The 22,347-nt window shown below is 24.7% G+C and carries 23 protein-coding genes, 2 pseudogenes and 1 other annotated feature; of the genes and pseudogenes, 14 read left to right on the top strand and 11 right to left on the bottom strand.

The features are described from left to right. The first annotated feature begins 4 nt into the window (after positions 1–4). Positions 5–160, top strand: a complete 156-nt coding sequence (locus AACK95_RS02715) for a hypothetical protein (protein ID WP_338980656.1) — start codon at positions 5–7, stop codon at positions 158–160. Here the strand turns inward: AACK95_RS02715 and AACK95_RS02710 are convergent. The 5 genes and pseudogenes from AACK95_RS02710 to rplU form a co-directional block, all read right to left on the bottom strand. Continuing rightward, a complete protein-coding gene (locus tag AACK95_RS02710; protein WP_338980654.1) occupies positions 147–629 on the bottom strand; it encodes a helix-turn-helix domain-containing protein in 483 nt (160 codons plus the stop codon). The two genes, AACK95_RS02715 and AACK95_RS02710, sit on opposite strands and share 14 nt — an antisense overlap. A 105-nt stretch (positions 630–734) precedes the next feature. Further along, positions 735–1,907, bottom strand: coding sequence for a bifunctional phosphopantothenoylcysteine decarboxylase/phosphopantothenate--cysteine ligase CoaBC (gene coaBC, locus AACK95_RS02705; RefSeq protein ID WP_338980652.1), 1,173 nt, complete (start codon positions 1,905–1,907; stop codon positions 735–737). 102 nt (positions 1,908–2,009) lie between these two features. Further along, a complete protein-coding gene (gene rpmA, locus AACK95_RS02700) occupies positions 2,010–2,297 on the bottom strand; it encodes a 50S ribosomal protein L27 (protein ID WP_174481212.1) in 288 nt (95 codons plus the stop codon). Between the two features lie 2 nt (positions 2,298–2,299). Beyond that, a complete protein-coding gene (locus AACK95_RS02695) occupies positions 2,300–2,611 on the bottom strand; it encodes a ribosomal-processing cysteine protease Prp (protein ID WP_281748879.1) in 312 nt (103 codons plus the stop codon). A gap of 334 nt (positions 2,612–2,945) precedes the next feature. Further along, positions 2,946–3,236 (bottom strand): annotated as a pseudogene (gene rplU, locus AACK95_RS07125) (50S ribosomal protein L21); the annotation flags it as partial. A gap of 11 nt (positions 3,237–3,247) precedes the next feature. Continuing rightward, positions 3,248–3,320, bottom strand: a sequence feature (ribosomal protein L21 leader region). Between the two features lie 204 nt (positions 3,321–3,524). On the opposite strand from rplU, the gene AACK95_RS02685 reads away from it, so the two are divergent. Next, positions 3,525–4,475 carry an IS30 family transposase gene (locus AACK95_RS02685; protein WP_338980648.1) on the top strand — a complete coding sequence of 317 codons (951 nt, stop codon included), beginning with the start codon at positions 3,525–3,527 and terminating at the stop codon, positions 4,473–4,475. A gap of 70 nt (positions 4,476–4,545) precedes the next feature. Next, the gene (locus AACK95_RS02680) at positions 4,546–5,658 is read left to right on the top strand and encodes a hypothetical protein (RefSeq protein ID WP_338980646.1); all 1,113 of its coding nucleotides are present in this window, start codon (positions 4,546–4,548) and stop codon (positions 5,656–5,658) included. 97 nt (positions 5,659–5,755) lie between these two features. Here the strand turns inward: AACK95_RS02680 and AACK95_RS02675 are convergent, their stop codons facing one another. The 4 genes from AACK95_RS02675 to AACK95_RS02660 all read right to left on the bottom strand — a co-directional run bounded on the left by AACK95_RS02675 (position 5,756) and on the right by AACK95_RS02660 (position 8,968). Continuing rightward, positions 5,756–6,211, bottom strand: coding sequence for a DxFTY motif-containing membrane protein (locus AACK95_RS02675; RefSeq protein WP_338980644.1), 456 nt, complete (start codon positions 6,209–6,211; stop codon positions 5,756–5,758). A 144-nt stretch (positions 6,212–6,355) separates the two neighbouring features. Next, positions 6,356–7,306: an IS30 family transposase gene (locus tag AACK95_RS02670; protein ID WP_338979395.1), complete on the bottom strand. Its 951-nt coding sequence runs from the start codon at positions 7,304–7,306 to the stop codon at positions 6,356–6,358. 76 nt (positions 7,307–7,382) lie between these two features. Further along, positions 7,383–8,096 carry a hypothetical protein gene (locus AACK95_RS02665; protein ID WP_338980642.1) on the bottom strand — a complete coding sequence of 238 codons (714 nt, stop codon included), beginning with the start codon at positions 8,094–8,096 and terminating at the stop codon, positions 7,383–7,385. Positions 8,097–8,200: 104 nt separating this feature from the next. Next, complete coding sequence (locus AACK95_RS02660) at positions 8,201–8,968, bottom strand: hypothetical protein (RefSeq protein ID WP_338980640.1); 768 nt, start codon at positions 8,966–8,968, stop codon at positions 8,201–8,203. A 327-nt stretch (positions 8,969–9,295) separates the two neighbouring features. Between AACK95_RS02660 and AACK95_RS02655 the strand changes: the two genes are divergently transcribed. From AACK95_RS02655 to AACK95_RS02635, 5 genes are all read left to right on the top strand, one after another. Continuing rightward, positions 9,296–11,437, top strand: a complete 2,142-nt coding sequence (locus AACK95_RS02655; protein WP_338980638.1) for an ATP-dependent Clp protease ATP-binding subunit — start codon at positions 9,296–9,298, stop codon at positions 11,435–11,437. An 83-nt stretch (positions 11,438–11,520) separates the two neighbouring features. Further along, positions 11,521–12,534 (top strand): heat-inducible transcriptional repressor HrcA, encoded by a 1,014-nt coding sequence (gene hrcA, locus AACK95_RS02650; RefSeq protein ID WP_338980636.1) that lies wholly within the window; start codon positions 11,521–11,523, stop codon positions 12,532–12,534. Between the two features lie 15 nt (positions 12,535–12,549). Continuing rightward, a complete protein-coding gene (locus AACK95_RS02645) occupies positions 12,550–13,194 on the top strand; it encodes a nucleotide exchange factor GrpE (RefSeq protein WP_338980634.1) in 645 nt (214 codons plus the stop codon). A 14-nt stretch (positions 13,195–13,208) separates the two neighbouring features. Next, positions 13,209–15,056 (top strand): molecular chaperone DnaK, encoded by a 1,848-nt coding sequence (gene dnaK / locus AACK95_RS02640; protein WP_338980632.1) that lies wholly within the window; start codon positions 13,209–13,211, stop codon positions 15,054–15,056. 20 nt (positions 15,057–15,076) lie between these two features. Further along, positions 15,077–16,198, top strand: a complete 1,122-nt coding sequence (locus AACK95_RS02635; protein WP_338980630.1) for a DnaJ C-terminal domain-containing protein — start codon at positions 15,077–15,079, stop codon at positions 16,196–16,198. A gap of 34 nt (positions 16,199–16,232) precedes the next feature. Here AACK95_RS02635 and AACK95_RS02630 read toward each other — a convergent pair whose 3' ends face one another. Further along, entirely contained in the window at positions 16,233–17,087 is an 855-nt protein-coding gene (locus AACK95_RS02630) for a DUF1295 domain-containing protein (protein ID WP_338980628.1), read from the bottom strand. A 123-nt stretch (positions 17,088–17,210) separates the two neighbouring features. Here AACK95_RS02630 and AACK95_RS02625 point away from each other — a divergent pair. Then, positions 17,211–18,451 (top strand): annotated as a pseudogene (locus AACK95_RS02625) (IS256 family transposase). 243 nt (positions 18,452–18,694) lie between these two features. Here the strand turns inward: AACK95_RS02625 and AACK95_RS02620 are convergent. Beyond that, the gene (locus AACK95_RS02620; RefSeq protein ID WP_338980626.1) at positions 18,695–19,462 is read right to left on the bottom strand and encodes an IS30 family transposase; all 768 of its coding nucleotides are present in this window, start codon (positions 19,460–19,462) and stop codon (positions 18,695–18,697) included. Positions 19,463–19,597: 135 nt separating this feature from the next. On the opposite strand from AACK95_RS02620, the gene AACK95_RS02615 reads away from it, so the two are divergent. The 5 genes from AACK95_RS02615 (at position 19,598) to AACK95_RS02595 (ending at position 22,277) form a co-directional block, all read left to right on the top strand. Continuing rightward, the gene (locus AACK95_RS02615) at positions 19,598–19,786 is read left to right on the top strand and encodes a hypothetical protein (RefSeq protein ID WP_338957506.1); all 189 of its coding nucleotides are present in this window, start codon (positions 19,598–19,600) and stop codon (positions 19,784–19,786) included. Between the two features lie 120 nt (positions 19,787–19,906). Next, a complete protein-coding gene (locus tag AACK95_RS02610; protein ID WP_338980623.1) occupies positions 19,907–20,683 on the top strand; it encodes a BspA family leucine-rich repeat surface protein in 777 nt (258 codons plus the stop codon). Between the two features lie 179 nt (positions 20,684–20,862). Further along, positions 20,863–21,141: a hypothetical protein gene (locus AACK95_RS02605; protein ID WP_338980622.1), complete on the top strand. Its 279-nt coding sequence runs from the start codon at positions 20,863–20,865 to the stop codon at positions 21,139–21,141. 236 nt (positions 21,142–21,377) lie between these two features. Then, a complete protein-coding gene (locus tag AACK95_RS02600) occupies positions 21,378–21,578 on the top strand; it encodes a hypothetical protein (RefSeq protein WP_338980621.1) in 201 nt (66 codons plus the stop codon). 3 nt (positions 21,579–21,581) lie between these two features. Then, positions 21,582–22,277, top strand: coding sequence for an IS30 family transposase (locus tag AACK95_RS02595; protein WP_338980971.1), 696 nt, complete (start codon positions 21,582–21,584; stop codon positions 22,275–22,277). Positions 22,278–22,347: the final 70 nt, after the last annotated feature.

The following is a 22,347-nucleotide window of genomic DNA, read 5'->3' as shown; positions in this document are numbered from 1 at the left end:
TACTTTGCAAAACAAAGATACACAGATTACTAAAAAGCCTCAAATATTTTACTTAGCAATTGAAAATATAACAAAAAAATGAACAATGCCCATTCAAAATTGAAATACAGCAATTGCTCATTTTATGATAAAATTTGAAGACAGAATTAATCTGAACTAGTACTTTGCAAAATAAAGAAACACAGATTACTAAAAAGCCTCCGATTTTCTTTAGATTTTCGTTTTTTACCTTTTCTTCTTAAATTTTTACTAGTAACTTTATCAAGCATTCCAAAATAAATTCAAGTATAAATTGTTTTAAAACTAATAACTCACTCTTTATGAAAATTTTTAATTCTGCCATAAATTTGTTCAGGTGATCAACCTAATAGTAATTTTTGTTGTACATATTTTACTAAATTCTTATTTTTAAACTTATGAAAACTAATATTTGATTGTTTTCGATTTTCAGCTTTATTTTGTGCAATTAATGAAAAATAATGATTATTATCTTTATTTCTATTAATTTCTCGAATAATAGTACTAATACTTCGATTAAGATTTTTAGCTATTTCACTAATTTTAAATTTAAATTTCAATTGATTCTCAATATAAATCCTTTCATCTATGCCAAGATGTTTATAACTCATATAAAAACTCCTTACTTTTTTCTAAACTAAATTTAGCATTATGAAATTTTTATATGAGAATTTTTTGCAATTTTATTTACTTGCACTTACAAGTATAATTCAGCATTAATAATTTAAAATATTCTTACTTATAATATCAACTATCTGCTTAGCAACTTCCACTTTTGAACCAATTAAATTATAATTATTATTTTTAAAATAAAAATTAATTTCTGTTTCATTTTTACCCATAACACTAATATTATTAATACAAATACCATCACAATTTTTAATTTTCATTTTTTCGATACCAAGATTTTTATCATTAAATTCTTGAGCAGCAAAACCAATTAAAACTTGTTTTGTTTTCTGCTTACCTAAAAATGCCAATACATCAATATTAGCAATCAGTGATAAAGATAAATTTTCGTTTTTATTTTTAATTATTTTATTAGGAATATATTTACTTACTTTATAATCATTTAAAGCAGCACCACATATTACAATATCAGCATTATCAAAGTTTTCTTTCATTGCTAAGAACATTTTTTCATTAGTATTTGCTTCAATAATAGTTAGGTTTTTTTGCGATTTAATTTCAAAATCACAATCACCTGCAACTAATACTACTTTAGCGTTAGTTTTAAGAAAAGCATCTACTAATGCTTTACCCATTTTTCCTGAAGAATTATTAGTAATATAACGAATTGGATCAATATAAGTTCTAGTACGACCAATATTAATTAAAATTTTTTTATTAGATAAATCAATACTTTTTTTAAAAAAATCTTTAATTATTGTTAATGCATTATCTGGACTTTTAACCCGTCCATCACCAATCATCTTACAGGCTAACATTCCTGAATCTGGAGGAATAATAGTAATATTTTCAAAATTAGATAATTCTAATAAATTTTTTTGAAAACTTTGATTGTGATACATATTATGATTCATTGCTGGAAATAATATCTTTTTTGCTTTGGAAGCTAAAAATACTGATAATGCTAAACTATCAGCAATTGCTAAATTTGCTTTACTAATAAAACTCATAGTAGCAGGATAAACAACAATTAAATTTGTTTTAATTGCTAAATTAGTGTGAGTAATTAAATCTCCTTTAACATATGATTCTTGTTCAAACATTTCAGAATAATAAGAAAATGTTTTATCTTCTAGAAAATGTAAAGAACTTTTAGTACAAATAATATCAACTAAAAATTCTTTTTTTAATTGTTTTAATAAAATTAAGGCTTTGTTTGCTGCAATACTACCAGTAATTATTAAAGTAATATGTTTCATTATTTTCTCCTATCATATCATTAAACATAAAATAAACAAACAAAACCTATCTTCAAAATATGATAGCATTGAAAATAGGTTTTTATTATTAAAAATTTATTTTTACTTTTTATCAAGTATAACTGAAACTCGTGTTTTATTTTTTTTAAAAATAGTATACTTAACAATTCCTGATTTTAAAGCAAATAAGGTATCATCACCACCACGTCCTACATTTTCACCAGGGTGAATTTTAGTTCCACGTTGACGATAAATAATTGTTCCCTCTTTTAAACTTTGTCCATCACCAATTTTAGCACCTAAACGTTTAGAATGTGAATCACGACCATTACGAGTTGAACCCACTCCTTTTTTTGAAGCAAATAATTGTAAATTTAATTTATAAAACATAATTACACCTCCTTTATGTTAATATATTTTGGATATTGTTCTTTAATAGTTTTTAATTGTCAAAGCATTGTTTTTAAAATTATTTGACTATTATTAGTGAAACTAGCAACTTTAAGTTTAACTAATCCAGCAGTATTATTAATTACTTGAACTTGATTATTATCAAGTTCATGAAGTGCATTTAATGTACCAATAACAATGGCTGAAATCCCTGCACAAACAATATCATTTCCAATTTTTGAAAAATTAGCATGACCAGTAATTATAACTTCTACAATGTTACTATTTTGGTAATTATAAGTAACTTTAACCATAATTTGATATTACCTTAAATTATTTTTTATTATTTTCATCATCTTCTTTAACAACTTTAACAGTCATATTTTTATGATCAAAAATAGTTTTTAAATTACCTTCACTAACAACAGTTTTAGTGTTATCTGATTCTGTAATATTATCCTTAACAACTGATTTAGTTTTAACAACTTTTTCTTTTGTAAGTTCTTTTTTTACTTTACTAACTACTGATTTTGGCTCTTTAATAATAGGAGTTACTACTTCAGAAATTACTTCTTTTTTTACTTCATCTTTAATTACTGGTTTTGATTGTTCTGCCTTCTTATCAACAAGACTTTTACCAGCAAGTAAAATATCAGTAATTAATACCTTTGTATATGGCTGACGGTGTCCATACATTGTTTTTGAATTTTTCTTAGGTTTATATTTAAACACTCGAATCTTTTTTGATTTATCTTGTTTAATAATCTCACCATGAACTTCAGCACCTTTTAGGAAAGGTTTACCGAATTGTTGATCAATCAACAATATTTTGTCAAAAATAATTTTATCTTTAGCTTTGCCAACAAGTTTTTCAACAAAAATTTCTTGACCATAGGAAACATTAATTTGTTTTCCTCCTGTTTGAATAACTACAAACATTTTTCTTATTACCTCCAGTTTAGACTCGCCTTATAGGTGGAATAAATCACTTGTTAACCTAAAGTAGAGCGGTTGAAACTGCATAAACAGTCTTAAATATTATAAAGTATTTTTTATTAAAAGCAATACAAAATTTAGAATTATACACATAATTTAAATATAAAAATTACTAAAAAAAGAAAATGCTGAATTATACTTGTAAGTGCAAGTAAATAAAATTGCAAAAAATTCTCATATAAAAATTTCATAATGCTAAATTTAGTTTAGAAAAAAGTAAGGAGTTTTTATATGAGTTATAAACATCTTGGCATAGATGAAAGGATTTATATTGAGAATCAATTTAAATTTAAATTTAAAATTAGTGAAATAGCTAAAAATCTTAATCGAAGTATTAGTACTATTATTCGAGAAATTAATAGAAATAAAGATAATAATCATTATTTTTCATTAATTGCACAAAATAAAGCTGAAAATCGAAAACAATCACATATTAGTTTTCATAAGTTTAAAAATAAGAATTTAGTAAAATATGTACAACAAAAATTACTATTAGGTTGATCACCTGAACAAATTTATGGCAGAATTAAAAATTTTCATAAAGAGTGAGTTATTAGTTTTAAAACAATTTATACTTGAATTTATTTTGGAATGCTTGATAAAGTTACTAGTAAAAATTTAAGAAGAAAAGGTAAAAAACGAAAATCTAAAGAAAATCGTGGCAAGTTTAATGGTAAATCAATTAAAGAACGAGATATAAATGTTAATGATCGTATAACACTTGGTCATTGAGAAGGAGATACTATAGTATCATCAAGAGGCAAAAGCAAATCATGTTTAATAACTTTAGTTGAAAGAGTATCACGATTTACTTTAGCAATATTAGTTAAAAACAGAACTACTAAAGTTATTAATAAAAATGTCAGTTATTATTTATCAATTCTTCCTAAAAACATTGTTAAAACTATTACTTTTGATCGTGGCAAAGAATTTTCAAATTGACAACAACTTGAAAAAAATTTAGATGTAAAAATTTATTTTGCCAATCCATATTCACCTTGACAAAGAGGTACTAATGAAAATACTAATGGTTTAATTAGAGAAAAATTTCCTAAAAAATTTATTTTTTCAAAAACTAATAAAAATGAAGTTCATAAATTTATATTGTCTTTAAATCAAAGACCGAGAAAAATATTAAATTATCTTTCACCAATCGAATATTTGGATAGAAAAATAATTTAGTTGCACTTACCTTTACAATTTAGCATAATTAATATTAATGCTTCTTCTGAAAAAATTGTTGATGCTATTAATGAAACAAAATATACAAAAAAAAGTTAATTTTCAAAGTTCAGTAATGGAATTAAATGATTCAATTAATGAATTTATTAAAAATTCTTTTAAAAATAATTTATTTTCATTAAACAAAATTACTAATAATAAAGAAATTGATTTAAAAGATGAAGACTTCACAGTTAGTGGTTCTATTGATGCAAAAATTAATTATAATTATGATTCATTTAAAAATTTAACTACTAATCTAACAATTATCATAGGTGAAGGTCAAATTTCTAATAAATATAAATTAAATGATGGAAAAATAAATAAATTTCTTCAAATCTCAGATAGTATAATATTTGCTGCAACAGAGAACGGAAATATTTGAGAGATTGATTTTACTAATAATACAAAAATCAATAAATATCAATTAAATGAAGAACGTATAAATAGTTTAATTAAAGCATCAAATGGTAAAGTATATGTTGGTACAATAACAAATACAATTTGAGAAATTGATTTAGAAACTGAAACTGCAGAAAAGAAATTCATTGGATTTGGTGATAAGTATGATTCTAAAACTTTAATTGAAGGTTCAAAAGATAAGTTATATGTTGGTACTGGTATTGGTAATGTTTATGAATTAGATATTAATACTAGTAATACTAAAAAATATCATTTTGACGATTGAGGTGATGTAAATGCTCTAGTTAAAATTACAGAAAATAAAATATACGCTGGCACTAGTGAAGGAAAATTATGAGAAATTGATTTAGAAACTAAAACCCATAAATTAAAATATGATTTTAAAAATAAAAGTAATATTATTTTTGATATTAAAGCACTATCTGATACTGAATTAATATTAGCAACAGAAGACAAAATTTATCAGTATGATTTAATCAAAAATGAAATAACAGAAAAAATTAATTTGAAAGATGGTAAAATTTTTTCTTTATCAATAGAAGATTTAAATAACAAAATATATGCTACCACTGATAATAATAATGTTTATGAACATGATTCAAGCTTTAGTCAAGTAAAAAACAAATATGAATTAAATGCTTCAGTATATTCATCATTAATAGTTGATAAAAAACTATTTGCTGGAACAATTACAAATGTATGAGAATTAGATATTGAATAATTTTTATACAGTAAATAAAAAACATATATTTAAAAAGGTGTGTAACATATATTACGCGCCTTTTTTTCGTTTTATTTTTTTAGATTTATATCACTTATTATAACTTAATATATGATTTTTTTTGTTTTTTTCTTAATACTAATAATAAAATAATACTCGTTAAAAAAATACCAATAACAGCACCAGCGATTGAAATAATAAAACGTATTAAAATTTGTTGAGGAGTTAAAAAGTATCCTGACAAATAAAATAATGATAAAACAAAAGCAAATGGAATACTATATGTAAATTGATCTAATTGATGTAATTTTAACTTATATGTAATAAAGGTTATAATAAAAGTAAATATGATTAAACTTAAACTAGAAAGTACCATTATTCAAAAAGGTAATTTAAAAGTAAAAGTAAAATCAGTACTAGTAGTAAAAAAAAGAATAATTTCTGGAATTAATACTTGTATTATTAAATAGCCAACACTTATCAAAAACTTAGTTCTTGGAAATGTATTTTCACTATTATTTTCAAAATTAACTTCTTGGTTTTTATTTTCCATACTTATCCTCTTCTATAATATAATTCTTTACAATTTTAACATGCTTTTATCAATAATTAAATAAGATTTATATTTATTAAATAACACTTATTTTAATACAAAAATTTAAAATGCTAAATTGCTAAATTGTAAAGGTAAGTGCAACTAAATTATTTTTCTATCCAAATATTCGATTGGTGAAAGATAATTTAATATTTTTCTCGGTCTTTGATTTAAAGACAATATAAATTTATGAACTTCATTTTTATTAGTTTTTGAAAAAATAAATTTTTTAGGAAATTTTTCTCTAATTAAACCATTAGTATTTTCATTAGTACCTCTTTGTCAAGGTGAATATGGATTGGCAAAATAAATTTTTACATCTAAATTTTTTTCAAGTTGTTGTCAATTTGAAAATTCTTTGCCACGATCAAAAGTAATAGTTTTAACAATGTTTTTAGGAAGAATTGATAAATAATAACTGACATTTTTATTAATAACTTTAGTAGTTCTGTTTTTAACTAATATTGCTAAAGTAAATCGTGATACTCTTTCAACTAAAGTTATTAAACATGATTTGCTTTTGCCTCTTGATGATACTATAGTATCTCCTTCTCAATGACCAAGTGTTATACGATCATTAACATTTATATCTCGTTCTTTAATTGATTTACCATTAAACTTGCCACGATTTTCTTTAGATTTTCGTTTTTTACCTTTTCTTCTTAAATTTTTACTAGTAACTTTATCAAGCATTCCAAAATAAATTCAAGTATAAATTGTTTTAAAACTAATAACTCACTCTTTATGAAAATTTTTAATTCTGCCATAAATTTGTTCAGGTGATCAACCTAATAGTAATTTTTGTTGTACATATTTTACTAAATTCTTATTTTTAAACTTATGAAAACTAATATGTGATTGTTTTCGATTTTCAGCTTTATTTTGTGCAATTAATGAAAAATAATGATTATTATCTTTATTTCTATTAATTTCTCGAATAATAGTACTAATACTTCGATTAAGATTTTTAGCTATTTCACTAATTTTAAATTTAAATTTCAATTGATTCTCAATATAAATCCTTTCATCTATGCCAAGATGTTTATAACTCATATAAAAACTCCTTACTTTTTTCTAAACTAAATTTAGCATTATGAAATTTTTATATGAGAATTTTTTGCAATTTTATTTACTTGCACTTACAAGTATAATTCAGCATTTTCTTTCTTCTTAATATTGCTATAACTACTGGAATAGCAATAATAACTAATAAAAAAGTACTACCAATAATTATAATATTTCAATTATTAATTAAAGTTGTCGTTTTTAGTTTTATTTCTGGTAAGGCAAAAGGGTTATTTTTATTTTTTTCATCATGTTTAACATTAGCATATAAATGAGTAATTAAATCGTGCTCATAAAACAATAATCAATAACGTAATTGACCTGGATTTAGTACATCAATTGCACAATCTATATTAGTGGTTTCTTGTAAATACTGATTAAAATCAATACCAGATTGACTATTAGCAAAATTAGTAAAACCAGAAAACTTAGTTGATAAAGGATTAATATTATAAATATTTAAATATTGTCTTGAAGAACTATCAACTTTATCATTTACTATTCTTTGTAATAAATAAATAGTATGATCTTCAGATTGATATGTTTTTAATGGTTGATTTGAAATAGGTGTTACCTTTTCTTCTTGTGGAACAAGATTATCATCAACACGCTGATATATTCATTTATCTTCACTAACATTAGCAGTAATAACAGCTTCTGATTTAATTTGACTAAAAGCAATCATTTGTAAATTACTATTTTTTTCATCATTAATAAAATATTGATGAATTAATGAAGAATTAACTTCTTTTTCATTAATAACTTGAATGTCTGGCATAGAACTATTAATAGTAAGTGTTTCTTGTCTTAAAACAGTACTACCATCACTATCGTTTCATTTAACATTATATATAGTGGGCTTATTTTTACTATAATCTTGGTTTAAAATAGCATAGTCAAAAGTTTTATTACTATTAGTTTTAACATTTTTTTCATTTCTCTGTTTTCATTATTAATAGAAATTTCTAATCCTGATTTTTTAAAAGGAGGATGCACATAAAAAACAAATATTTCATTACTAAAACTATCCTTAGTATTTGCAAATGGTCCAATTGGAAATATTTTAGCACGCGTTTCAAAATTAGATTTTTGAAAATTAGTACTTGGTTGTAAATTATATGGAACTTCCATTAAAGTATTAATGTCACTTGCTTCATATATTGTTGCAAAAAGTCCTGCATCAATACTTTCTTTAATTGTTTGATGATATTGTAAAATTAAATTATTACTTTTTTCATTAAAAGTATGACCAAAAGCACTCGCAGTAAGAAAACCTTGTGCATTTTTAAAATAACTACTATTATCATTAATAATACTTTTTAATTGACTATAACCTTGATCATTAATAATATCATTGGTTTCAATATTACTATGTGTTCAATCATTATTAATAATTTGATCATAACTATCAAAATTAACATTTAATGGTGTACTTTTAACATTATTATATAAATATTGTGAATCATTATTTCAAGATTTAATACTATTAACTAAGTTACGATTTAATGACTTAACAGTAATATGAAAGCCGCTAACTTTACTATTACTAGTTTGATGATTTTTATTATTAAAACTAATACTTAATACTGAGGTTACTAATAAACTGCTAGCACTAAGTAATAAAATTAATTTTTGTTTAAATTGTTTCATAATATTTCCTTATAAATTTAATATTTAAAAATTATTAAATTACTATTATTTATTTTTATCTAGCAATTATGTAATTAGTATATCAATTCTTTTAAAAATATGATATATATTATTTACACGAGAAATATATATTTAAGATCTAAAATACCTACAAGATCTATCACAAATATTAATATTATATTAAGTTTCTTTAATTGAAAATACTTATCCCTAATTCAATTAAATATAAAATTAGCAGTTACTACTTGAAACTGCTAATTTTATTTGTTAGTATATTAATATAATTAGCAATCAAGTAATTATAGTGCTAAAAAGAGGAGTGACATTATGCAATTAAATGAAATCCCTAACTATAGTAATGATCCTAAAATTCTTGATAAATTTGCTCGTAATCTAATTGTACAAGCTAAAACAGGAAAAATGGATCCTATTATTGGACGTAATGAAGATATTCGTAAAGTAGAAGAAATACTCTCACGAAAAACTAAAAACAACCCCGTCTTAATCGGTTTACCTGGTATTGGTAAGACTGCTATTATTGAAGGTTTAGCCCAACGTATTGTTCGTGGTGATGTTCCTAGTAACTTAAAAGATAAAATTATTTATGAACTAGATATGGGAGCACTAATTGCTGGCGCTAAATTCCAAGGTGAGTTTGAAGAACGATTAAAAGCGGTTATTAACCAAATTAAAAATTCTAATGGAAAAATTATTTTATTTATTGATGAACTACATTTAATTGTTGGTGCTGGTAGAACACAAGGTTCAATGGATGCTTCTAATTTACTAAAACCAATGTTAGCACGTGGTGAACTACGTTGTATTGGTGCCACAACACTTGACGAATATCGTCAATACATTGAAAAAGATGCAGCCCTTGAACGAAGATTTCGTAAGATGATTATTAAAGAACCAACAACAGAAGATACAACTGCTATCTTACGTGGTTTAAAAGAACGTTTTGAAGCTTATCATGGTGTAAAAATTCATGATAGTGCATTAAGAGAAGCTGTGTATCTATCTAATAAATATATTAATGATCGTTACTTACCTGATAAAGCAATTGACTTAATTGATGAAGCTTGTGCTAGTATTAAAACTGAAATTGCTTCGGTTCCTAGTGATTTAGATGATATAAGAAGAAAAGTCTTACAATTAAAAATTGAACAAGCAGCCTTAAGCAAAGAAAAAGATGAAAACTCGCAAACAAGACTAATTGAAGTCGATAAACAATTAAAAACTAAAAAAAATACTTTACAACAATTAGAAGATAAATGAATCAAAGAAAAGTCAGCATTAGACCATATTACTAGTTTAAAAAATAAATTAGAAAATGCTAAATCAGAATTAGAATTGTATCAATTATCAGGTAATTTTACAAAAGCTGGTGAACTACAATATAGTATTATTCCCAACTTAGAAAAAGAACTTAAAGATAGTGAAAATATAAAAAAAGATAATCCTTTACTACGCGAAGATGTTACTAGTGAAGATATTGCAAAAGTTGTTGCAAAATGAACTGGCATTCCTGTTACTCGTTTATTAGCAACTGAAAAAGAAAAATTATTAAAATTACCCTTAACTTTAAATACGAGAATTAAAGGTCAAAGTAATGCCCTACAGTTGGTAAGCGATGCTTTAATTAGAGCTCGTGCTGGCATTAAAGATCCCAATCGCCCAATTGGTTCATTTATTTTCTTGGGTCCAACCGGTGTTGGAAAAACTGAAGTTGCTAGAACCTTAGCTGATATTTTATTTGATAGCGAAAAAAATATGGTTCGTATTGATATGTCAGAATTTATGGAAAAACACGCAGTTAGCAAATTACTAGGTTCACCTCCTGGCTATGTTGGTTATGAAAACGGTGGACAATTAACCGAAAAAGTAAGAAGAAATCCTTATAGTATCATTCTTTTTGATGAAATCGAAAAAGCCCATCCTGAAGTATTAAATATTTTATTACAAATTCTTGATGAAGGTAGAATTACAGACAGTCATGGTCTCTTAATTGACTTTAAAAACACAATAATTATTATGACTTCAAATCTTGGTTCACAAGAACTATTAAGTGGTAAAGATAACAGCAAAGAGCAAGCATTAAATATCTTAAAAAAATCATTTCGACCAGAATTTATTAATCGAATTGATGAAATTGTTATCTTCAATCCATTAAGTAAAAAAGTAATAACAGAAATTATTATTAAAGAATTAGATACTTTATTATTGCGATTAAGACAAGAAAAAAATTTACAATTATCTTATGAATCAGAAGTAGTTAATAAAATACTAAAAGATGCTTATGATGAAGAATATGGCGCACGACCGATTAAACGCTATATTCAACACTATATTGAAACTATTATCGCACAAGCTATTATTAAAGAAGAACTAATACCCCATAAACGAATGGTAATTACTATCAATAAAGACAATATGTTTATTCTCAGTAAAAAAATAAAATTCAATTAAGTCTTGATATTATTACACTCTCAATTATAATTATATAAGTATTGGCATTCAATGTTAATGAATGCTAAAAAAGGTGGTGAACAATGTTAAGTAACAGACAATCACAAATTTTAAAAATCATTGTTGAAAAATATATTAAAACAGGATTACCAATTGGTAGCAAAACTATTTTAGAAAATAATAACAATATTAATTTTTCTAGTGCTACTATTCGTAATGAATGTGTTGAATTAGAAACATTAGGATTATTAGAAAAAGCACATAGCTCTAGTGGTCGTATTCCTTCAACAAAAGGTTATCGCTATTATGTTGATAATTTAATGAATATGGGTGAACATCAAGAACTAGAAATCTTGAAGAAAAAAATAGCAGAAGTATTTAATAACCGTAACTTAGTAATTACCGAAGTATTAAATAAAACTAGTAGTATTTTAAGTGAAATGACTAATTTGATTAGTATTGTTACTGGTCCTAATATTAATGAAGATACTTTAAAAAAAATTGAATTAATACCGATTAGTAATGATAATGCTTTAACAATTTGTATTACTAGTAATGGTCATGTTCAAAACAAAATGTTTAATATTCAAGAAACATCATTAACCGATTTATCAATTGCCATTGATATTTTTAACACCAGATTAATTGGCACTAAAATTAGTGAAATTAGTGAGAAAGTAAATTTATTAAAACCAATCCTTGAACAACAAGTACAAAAATCAGAATATATTATTCAAGGATTTGTTAACACTTTAATTAATTTCTCACGACCACTATCAACAACACACGGTGTTCAATATATGTTAGAAAATCCTGAATTTAATGATATTAATAAGGTTAAAACAATTATTAAATTCATTGAATCACAATCACCATGAATGTATTTTGATGAATTAAATAATAATCAACTACAAATTAAAATTGGTGAAGAACTGGGTAATGAAAATAACGATATGGCAATGATTACTACTACTTTTAAAGTTCATGATGGTGAACAAGGACAAATTGTAATTGTTGGACCTAAACGTTTAGAATATGAAAAACTAACTGAAATTCTAAATTGGATTAATCAAACATTGATTAAAAACTTTAAATAGAAATGAGATGATAAAATGACAAAAGCTAAAAAAGATAACATTGATAAAATATCAGCAACAGAAACTAAAGATACAACTATTTCAACTCCTGTTACTGAAACACCAGTAAGTGTCGAAGAAGAAAAAATATCATTAAATAAAGAAATCGAATTAGAAACAAAAATTAAAGAATTAACAATAGAACTTAATAAAATTAATTCACAACAAAAGCAATTAATGCTAGCTACTAGATTAAATACCATTAAAGAATTAGAAATTCAAAATAAAGAACACATTAAATATGCTAACCAAAAAATTATTAAAGATTTAGTTCATACTTTATTAAATTTCCAACGAGCACTAAACTTTAAAACTGATAATGCAGCTGTTCAAAATTTCCTAGTTGGTTTTAAATTTATCTATGAAGAATTAATTAAAGCACTTGGTAAAGAAGGTTTAAAAGAAATTACTGCTAAAGTTGGAGATCAATTTAATTCTCACCAACATGAGGCAGTAGAAATTATTAATGATAATACAAACAATGCTTATCAAAATGTAAAAAATAATACTATTGTTGAAGTTATAGCTAATGGTTATGAATTACATAATCGTGTCATTAGCACTACTAAAGTTAAAGTTTTTCAAACTAAAGAAGAAAAAACAGAAACAAAGAAAAATTAAGGAGTGAAAATATTATGTCTACAAATAAAACAACAAATAAAGAAATCATTTTAGGAATCGATCTAGGAACAACTAATTCATGTGTTGCCGTAATGGAAGGTGATAAGCCAAAAGTTATTGAAAATGCCGAAGGTGGAAGAACAACACCATCAGTTGTTGCTTACAAAGATGGTCAAATTATGGTTGGTGAAGTTGCTAAACGTCAAGCTATTACTGATCCAGATAATACTGTTAGTTCAATTAAAAGAATTATGGGAACTAAAGAAACAGTTAAAGCCGCTACTAAAACACGTAAACCAGAAGAAGTATCTGCAGAAATTTTACGCACTATTAAAACTTTTGCTGAATCAAAATTAGGTAAAAAAATATCAAAAGCAGTTATTACTGTTCCTGCTTACTTTAACAATGAACAACGTGAATCTACTAAAAATGCAGGAATTATTGCAGGATTAAAAGTAGAAAGAATTATTAACGAACCAACTGCTGCTGCCATCGCTTATGGTTTAGACAAACAAGATAAAGATCACAAAATTTTAGTATTTGACTTAGGTGGTGGAACATTTGACGTTTCAGTTCTAGAATTAGCAGGTGGAACATTTGAAGTATTATCAACTAGTGGTGATAACAAACTTGGTGGTGACGACTTTGATGCCTTAATTGTTCAACATTTAGTTAGTGAATTCAAAAAAAGTAATGGTGTTGACTTATCAAAAGATAAAATGGCAATGCAACGTTTAAAAGATGCTGCTGAAAAAGCAAAAAAAGACTTATCAGGAGTAGTACAAGCTGATATTTCATTACCATTTATTTCAATGAATGCCTCAGGTCCATTACATTTAAATGAAAAATTAACACGTGCCAAATTTAATGAACTAACAAAATCACTAGTTGAAAGAACTATTGCTCCTGTTCGTGATGCCTTAAAAGAAGCTAAATTAAGCAAAAATGAAATTGATGAAGTTATTTTAGTTGGTGGTTCAACAAGAATCCCAGCTGTGCAAGAAGTTATTAAAAATGAAATTGGTAAAGAACCACATCGTGGTGTTAACCCTGATGAAGTAGTAGCTTTAGGTGCTGCTATTCAAGGAGGAGTATTATCGGGTGATGTTACTGACGTTTTACTATTAGATGTAACTCCTTTATCATTAGGTATTGAAACTTTAGGAGGAGTAATGACGCCATTAATCTCTCGTAATACTACTGTTCCTACTAAAAAGTCACAAGTTTTTTCAACTGCTGAAGATAATCAACCCGCTGTTGATATTAGTGTTTTACAAGGAGAACGTCCACTAGCCAAAGATAATCATTCACTGGGTCGTTTCCAATTAAGTGGTATCGAACCAGCACCAAGAGGTGTTCCACAAATTGAAGTTACTTTTGATATCGATGTTAATGGTATTGTATCTGTTAGTGCTAAAGATCTAAAAACTAATAAAGAACAAAAAATTACTATTAGCAATAGTGGTACTTTAAGTAAAGACGAAATTGAAAAAATGGTACAAGATGCTGAAAAGAATCGTGAAAACGATGAAAAACATAAAGAAGAAATTGAATTATCTAATCAAGCACAAGCCTATATTTATGATATTGATAAAATGACTGCTGAAGTTACTAAATCAGCAAAAGAAGGCGAAGCAGAAAATCCACAAATTGCTGAAATGAAAAAACTACGTAATGACTTACAAAAATCACTAGATGAAAAAAAATATGATGATTTAAAAGAAAAACTAGAACAATTAAAACAAGCATTTGCTGCTGCACAACAATTTATGAACCAACAAAAACAAGAACCAACAGATCATATTAAAAAAGATGATAATAAAAGTGATGATGTTATTGATGTTGACGCAACAACTAAATAAAATAATTAGAGGTGGACAAAATGGCAAGTAAAAAACGTGATTATTATGAAATTCTAGGAGTTTCACGTAATGCTACTCCAGATGAAATTAAGAAAGCGTTTCGTACGCTTGCAAAAAAATATCATCCCGATTCACCAAGTGGTGGTGATGAAGCTCGATTTAAAGAAATAAGTGAAGCTTATCAAGTTTTATCTGATACTAATGAAAGAGCAAAATATGATCAATTTGGTCATGATATGCCCGGAGTTGGTAGTTCTTCTGGTTTCGGTGGCTTTGGTGGTTTCGGTGACTTTAGTTCGGCATTTGGTGACTTATTTGGTGACTTATTTGGTGGTAATAGAAGACAACAACAACGCTATAATGGTAAAACACCAGGTGATAATATCCTAACAAAAGTTGAAATTAGTTATCGTGATGTATTCTTTGGCAAAAAAATGACCATTAGTATTAACATTGATGTTGCTTGTAAGGATTGTAAAGAAACTGGTGCTAGAACTCCTAATGATATTAGTACATGTGATAAATGTAAAGGTAAAGGAGTTCTTGAATATGTTCAACAATCACCATTAGGTATGTTTAGACATCAAGGTGTTTGCAACCAATGTCAAGGACTTGGTAAAATTATTCGTCAAAAATGTTTAAAATGCAAAGGACATCGCTATTATATTGAAAATCAAAAATTAGAATTTGATATTCCTCACAGTATTTTTGATGGTCAACAAATTAGAATTAAAGGTAAAGGTAAAATTGGTCATAATGGTGGTACTCAAGGCGATTTATTTGTTGGTATTAATATTAAGCGACACGCTTTCTTAGATCGTCAAGGTAGTGATATGTATATTAAATTACCAGTATCTTACTTAGATATTATTTTGGGAAATATTATTATGATTCCTACCTTTGAAGGAATAATTAAACATAAATTACCATTAGGACTACAATACGGTGACAAAATTACTTTAAAAAATCAGGGATTCTATTACCCTAATAGTAGTAAACGTGGTGACTTACATGTTATTCTTGATATACAAATGCCTAATAAAGTTACTAAAACAGAGCAAGAAAAATTATGAAATATTAATAACGAAACTAAATTTGATCCAAATGAAGATTTTGTTAATAGTGCAATAAAAAGAATTTAATAAATTAATATATAAAAAATAAGAACATATGTTCTTATTTTTTATATATTAATTTTTTCACTTTATTAATTGGAACTTTTTTACCGATATAACACATTACACAACTAGTTTCATTTAAATATTTGTAATAATCTTCATTAGAGTGAAACCTTTGTCATTGTTTTACTTCTCATATTGGTATGTCGGTAATATTAATTACTACAACATTAAAATACAACGGACTTAATAATCATAATAAATGAAATAAATAATTTATATCACTATTAATATTTTTAAATAATAAATCACAAATAAACAATGCTGTCATCATATATCAAAACCCAATTTCTGCTAAATAATTAGGGTGACGACAATCTTTTCATAAACCATAATTAATAAAAAATAAATCATGTTTTTTCTTTAAGGAAAATCTAAACTTTTGTCAATTTGCAATTGTCTCAATAACTAAAAATAAAATAGCAAGCATAATAAAAATAAGTAAGTAATTATTAAATGTACTATTAAAATAAACAATATCAAGACTTAATGCAAAAACCGTAGGAATACTAATCATAAAAACTGAAATTCCTTGTAAAATTGAAAAAATACTAAATTTTCAAAAATTAATAATAATTTTATCAAAACGATATTCAACCTTATGTTTAATAATTTTTAATAATAAAAAACTACCTAATCTTAGAGCTCAAATATTATAAAGAACAAACAACGAAATTTGGACAGGACTAAAATTTTGCTTTCACGCAACGATGATCACACTTAAACAAATAAAACTTAAACAATAAATAATATCAGTTAAAATAGCAGTTTTAAAAATAAAAGCTATCATAAAGAAAATAAAATTAATAGTTAATGATATTAAAAATATTCAAAGTATAATATAAAAATCCATAATAAATACCCCTCTAAATTATATTAAATGGTAATGTTTAGTAATCTGTGTAACTTACAAAAATAACTATGTTTAATTAATTCTAGTAAATATAATTAAATGATTAGAAAGAGTGAGTTACAGATGGCTAAAAAAGATAACTTTAATAATAATGATCCAATATCAAAAGCAGTAGATTTATTATTAGAAAATACTGAAGATTTAACAACAGTTTTTAAAGAAGGGGGTTTATATAAAGAATTAACAAAACGTTTAGTTGAAAAAATGTTGAATTCTGAGATGCAAAATTATTTAGGATATGAAAAAAATCAACATAGTAATAGTGACAATGCTCGTAATGGTATAAGTTCAAAAAAATTAATAACTCAACAAGGTAAAATTGAGATTGATGTACCACGAGATCGTAATAGTAATTTTACTCCTGTAATAGTGCCAAAAAGACAGAAAAGATTTGATGGTTTTGATCAACAAGTTCTTTCCTTATATGCAAAAGGTATGACATTATCAGATATTAGAATGCAGTTACAAGAGTTATATCATGGTGCTGATATTAGTGAAAGTGTTATTAGTCAAAAATTACTGATGATGTGATTGATGATGTCAAAGCATGACAAAATAGACCATTAGAAGGCATTTATCCCATTGTTTATTTTGATTGTATAGTAGTTAAAGTACGACAAGATAAACGCATTATTAACAAATCAGTTTATATAGCTTTAGGTGTTGATTTAGAAGGTAAAAAAGATGTTTTAGGTTTATGAATTAGTGAAAATGAAGGCGCTAAATTTTGATTAGCAAATTTCACAGAAATGAAAAATCGTGGCTTAAATGATATTCTTATTGCTTGTAGTGACAACTTAACAGGCATGTCAGAAGCAATACAATCAGTTTATCCTAAAACTGAACATCAATTATGTATAGTTCATCAAATCAGAAATAGTTTAAAATATGTTTCATACAAACATCGAAAATCACTAGTTACAGATTTAAAGCCAATTTATAATACATGTAGTGAAGAACAAGCAATGCAAGCTTTAGAATCATTTGAAAATAAATGAAATAAACACTATCCTCAAATTGCTAAATCTTGATATAAAAATTGAGATAATTTAATGATTTTTATTAGTTATCCTCCAGAAATCAAAAGAGTGATTTATACTACAAATGCCATTGAATCTGTTAATAGTCAATTACGAAAAGTCATCAGAAATAAAAAAGTTTTTCCAAATGATATGGCAGTTTTCAAAATATTTTACTTAGCAATTGAAAATATAACAAAAAAATGAACAATGCCCATTCAAAATTGAAATACAGCAATTGCTCATTTTATGATAAAATTTGAAGATAGAATTAATCTGAACTAGTACTTTGCAAAACAAAGAAACACAGATTACTAAAAAGCCTCTATTAAATATATTTCAATTATAACAACTAATGAAATAAGTTTAATAACTTAGATTTAAATTTTAATTTTGTACAAAAATATATTTAAAATATATATTTTAAATATATAATTTAATTATAAACTTACATAATATAAGTTTATAATTAACTTTAGTTTTAAAGTAATTGAATTTTTAATTGCTAAATTGTAAAGGTAAGTGCAACTAAATTATTTTTCTATCCAAATATTCGATTGGTGAAAGATAATTTAATATTTTTCTCGGTCTTTGATTTAAAGACAATATAAATTTATGAACTTCATTTTTATTAGTTTTTGAAAAAATAAATTTTTTAGGAAATTTTTCTCTAATTAAACCATTAGTATTTTCATTAGTACCTCTTTGTCAAGGTGAATATGGATTGGCAAAATAAATTTTTACATCTAAATTTTTTTCAAGTTGTTGTCAATTTGAAAATTCTTTGCCACGATCAAAAGTAATAGTTTTAACAATGTTTTTAGGAAGAATTGATAAATAATAACTGACATTTTTATTAATAACTTTAGTAGTTCTGTTTTTAACTAATATTGCTAAAGTAAATCGTGATACTCTTTCAACTAAAGTTATTAAACATGATTTGCTTTTGCCTCTTGATGATACTATAGTATCTCCTTCTCAATGATCAAGTGTTATACGATCATTAACATTTATATCTCGTTCTTTAATTGATTTACCATTAAACTTGCCACGATTTTCTTTAGATTTTCGTTTTTTACCTTTTCTTCTTAAATTTTTACTAGTAACTTTATCAAGCATTCCAAAATAAATTCAAGTATAAATTGTTTTAAAACTAATAACTCACTCTTTATGAAAATTTTTAATAGTACTAATACTTCGATTAAGATTTTTAGCTATTTCACTAATTTTAAATTTAAATTTCAATTGATTCTCAATATAAATCCTTTCATCTATGCCAAGATGTTTATAACTCATATAAAAACTCCTTACTTTTTTCTAAACTAAATTTAGCATTATGAAATTTTTATATGAGAATTTTTTGCAATTTTATTTACTTGCACTTACAAGTATAATTCAGCAATTTTAAAAAAATAAAGGGGAATTAAAATTATGCCATCAATAACTGAAATAGTTAATATATATTACACACAAGATTTATTAAAAGAAAGAGAAAAAAATAAAAATATTAAAAAAGAAAAAGTAAATGACAAATTAGATGTTAATAAAATAAATGCTAATGATACACAAAATAAACAAAATTCAACAAACAAAGATAATAGTTATTGTAGTATTTCATAATTTGTTATTAATACAAATATACAAAAATAGTTAATTGCATTTATTTTTAAAAACACTAAAATGTAGTTAACTTCTTAAATTTAAGAAGTTATTGGAAAAAATAAAAAGGGGGTTTTCATAATGAAAACATTATTAACAGCAGTAAGTCTTTTAACATTTGCAACAACCACAGGAAATTTAGCAAGTTTCTTAAACTCAACTATACAAAAAAATAATATTACAACTAACTATATTCAAAATAAAACTCAACAAGACACAATTTATATTGACAAAGATGGCAAACAAATAACAACTAGTGAAAAAGACTTATCAAAGATAAATAGTAAAGAAATTATTCAAATTGGATTTTATAAAAATATATTAGGAGAAATTCAAGTTGTTAGAATGCCAAGAACAATTGAAAAAGTACCTGACAAATTACCACAAGAAATCACATCTTTAAAAAATATGTTTACAGGTGCAACCTCATTCAATCAAGACCTTTCAACATGAGATACTTCCAATATAACAAATATGAATTTTACATTTAATGGAGCCACTTCATTTAATAGTAATATTACTAATTGAAATGTTTCTAATGTAAAAAGTACTTTTGTTATGTTTGCAAATGCAACTTCATTCAATCAAGACCTTTCAACATGAAATGTATCTAATATAAACCGTTTTAGTCTTATGTTTTATGGTGCAACCTCATTCAATCAAAACATTTCAAATTGAATTACTTCTAATGCAGTATATATGAATTTTATGTTTTATGGTGCTAAAAAATTTAACCAAGACCTTTCAAAATGAAATGTAAATAAAGTAAGAGAACATAGTAACTTTGCAAATTATTCAGGAATTACTAATCCTAATAAATTACCAAAATTTAAAAATAATATTATAACAATATATTAATTAATATATTACTAATTTTTCTTGCCTTGTATATTAATACTTAAAGTGTTAAAATTAAGATGGATAGAAAATATTTCCAAGTTTTGGATTAATATTATCATTCCTAAAATTTATAGAAACTATTATTAATCCAAAATATCCTTTTAATTTATCACGTATATATAAAGAAGGTGTTTAAAATGAAAAATTTAATTACTGCCCTAAGTGTTTTAACACTTGGTACAACTGTAGGAAATTTAAGTAGTAACTTAAAGACTAATCAAAAAACAGAAGCTGTTAATACTATTTTAAACCAAGATATAAAAAAAGTAAGTAATGTTGATTTATCTAATATTACTGCTGAAAATAACGTTTGAAAATATTTAACAAAAAATAACGTAGCAACATATGCAGGCGGCGAAAACTATTATCAATATTATTTGGTAATGTTTAGTAATCTGTATAACTTACAAAAATAACTATGTTTAATTAATTCTAGTAAATATAATTAAATGACTAGAAAGAGTGAGTTACAGATGGCTAAAAAAGATAACTTTAATGCTGAATTATACTTTTAAGTGCAAGTAAATAAAATTGCAAAAAATTCTCATATAAAAATTTCATAATGCTAAATTTAGTTTAGAAAAAAGTAAGGAGTTTTTATATGAGTTATAAACATCTTGGCATAGATGAAAGGATTTATATTTAGAATCAATTGAAATTTAAATTTAAAATTAGTGAAATAGCTAAAAATCTTAATCGAAGTATTAGTACTATTATTCGAGAAATTAATAGAAATAAAGATAATAATCATTATTTTTCATTAATTGCACAAAATAAAGCTGAAAATCGAAAACAATCACATATTAGTTTTCATAAGTTTAAAAATAAGAATTTAGTAAAATATGTACAATAAAAATTACTATTAGGTTGATCACCTGAACAAATTTATGGCAGAATTAAAAATTTTCATAAAGAGTGAGTTATTAGTTTTAAAACAATTTATATTTGAATTTATTTTGGAATGCTTGATAAAGTTACTAGTAAAAATTTAAGAAGAAAAGGTAAAAAACGAAAATCTAAAGAAAATCGTGGCAAGTTTAATGGTAAATCAATTAAAGAACGAGATATAAATGTTAATGATCGTATAACACTTGGTCATTGAGAAGGAGATACTATAGTATCATCAAGAGGCAAAAGCAAATCATGTTTAATAACTTTAGTTGAAAGAGTATCATGATTTACTTTAGCAATATTAGTTAAAAACAGAACTACTAAAGTTATTAATAAAAATGTCAGTTATTATTTATCAATTCTTCCTAAAAACATTGTTAAAACTATTACTTTTGATCGTGGCAAAGAATTTTCAAATTGACAACAACTTGAAAAAAATTTAGATGTAAAAATTTATTTTGCCAATCCATATTCACCTTGACAAAGAGGTACTAATAAAAATACTAATGGTTTAATTAGAGAAAAATTTCCTAAAAAATTTATTTTTTCAAAAACTAATAAAAATGAAGTTCATAAATTTATATTGTCTTTAAATCAAAGACCGAGAAAAATATTAAATTATCTTTCACCAATCGAATATTTGGATAGAAAAATAATTTAGTTGCACTTATCTTTACAATTTAGCAAATAATATAATATATTTATATTAGAAATATAGTTATTAACTAAAT

It is taken from the genome of Spiroplasma endosymbiont of Lasioglossum malachurum (genome assembly GCF_964020065.1).
Taxonomy (GTDB): Bacteria; Bacillota_I; Bacilli_A; order Mycoplasmatales; family VBWQ01; genus Spiroplasma_E.
This window is presented reverse-complemented; position numbering and strand designations above follow the sequence as displayed.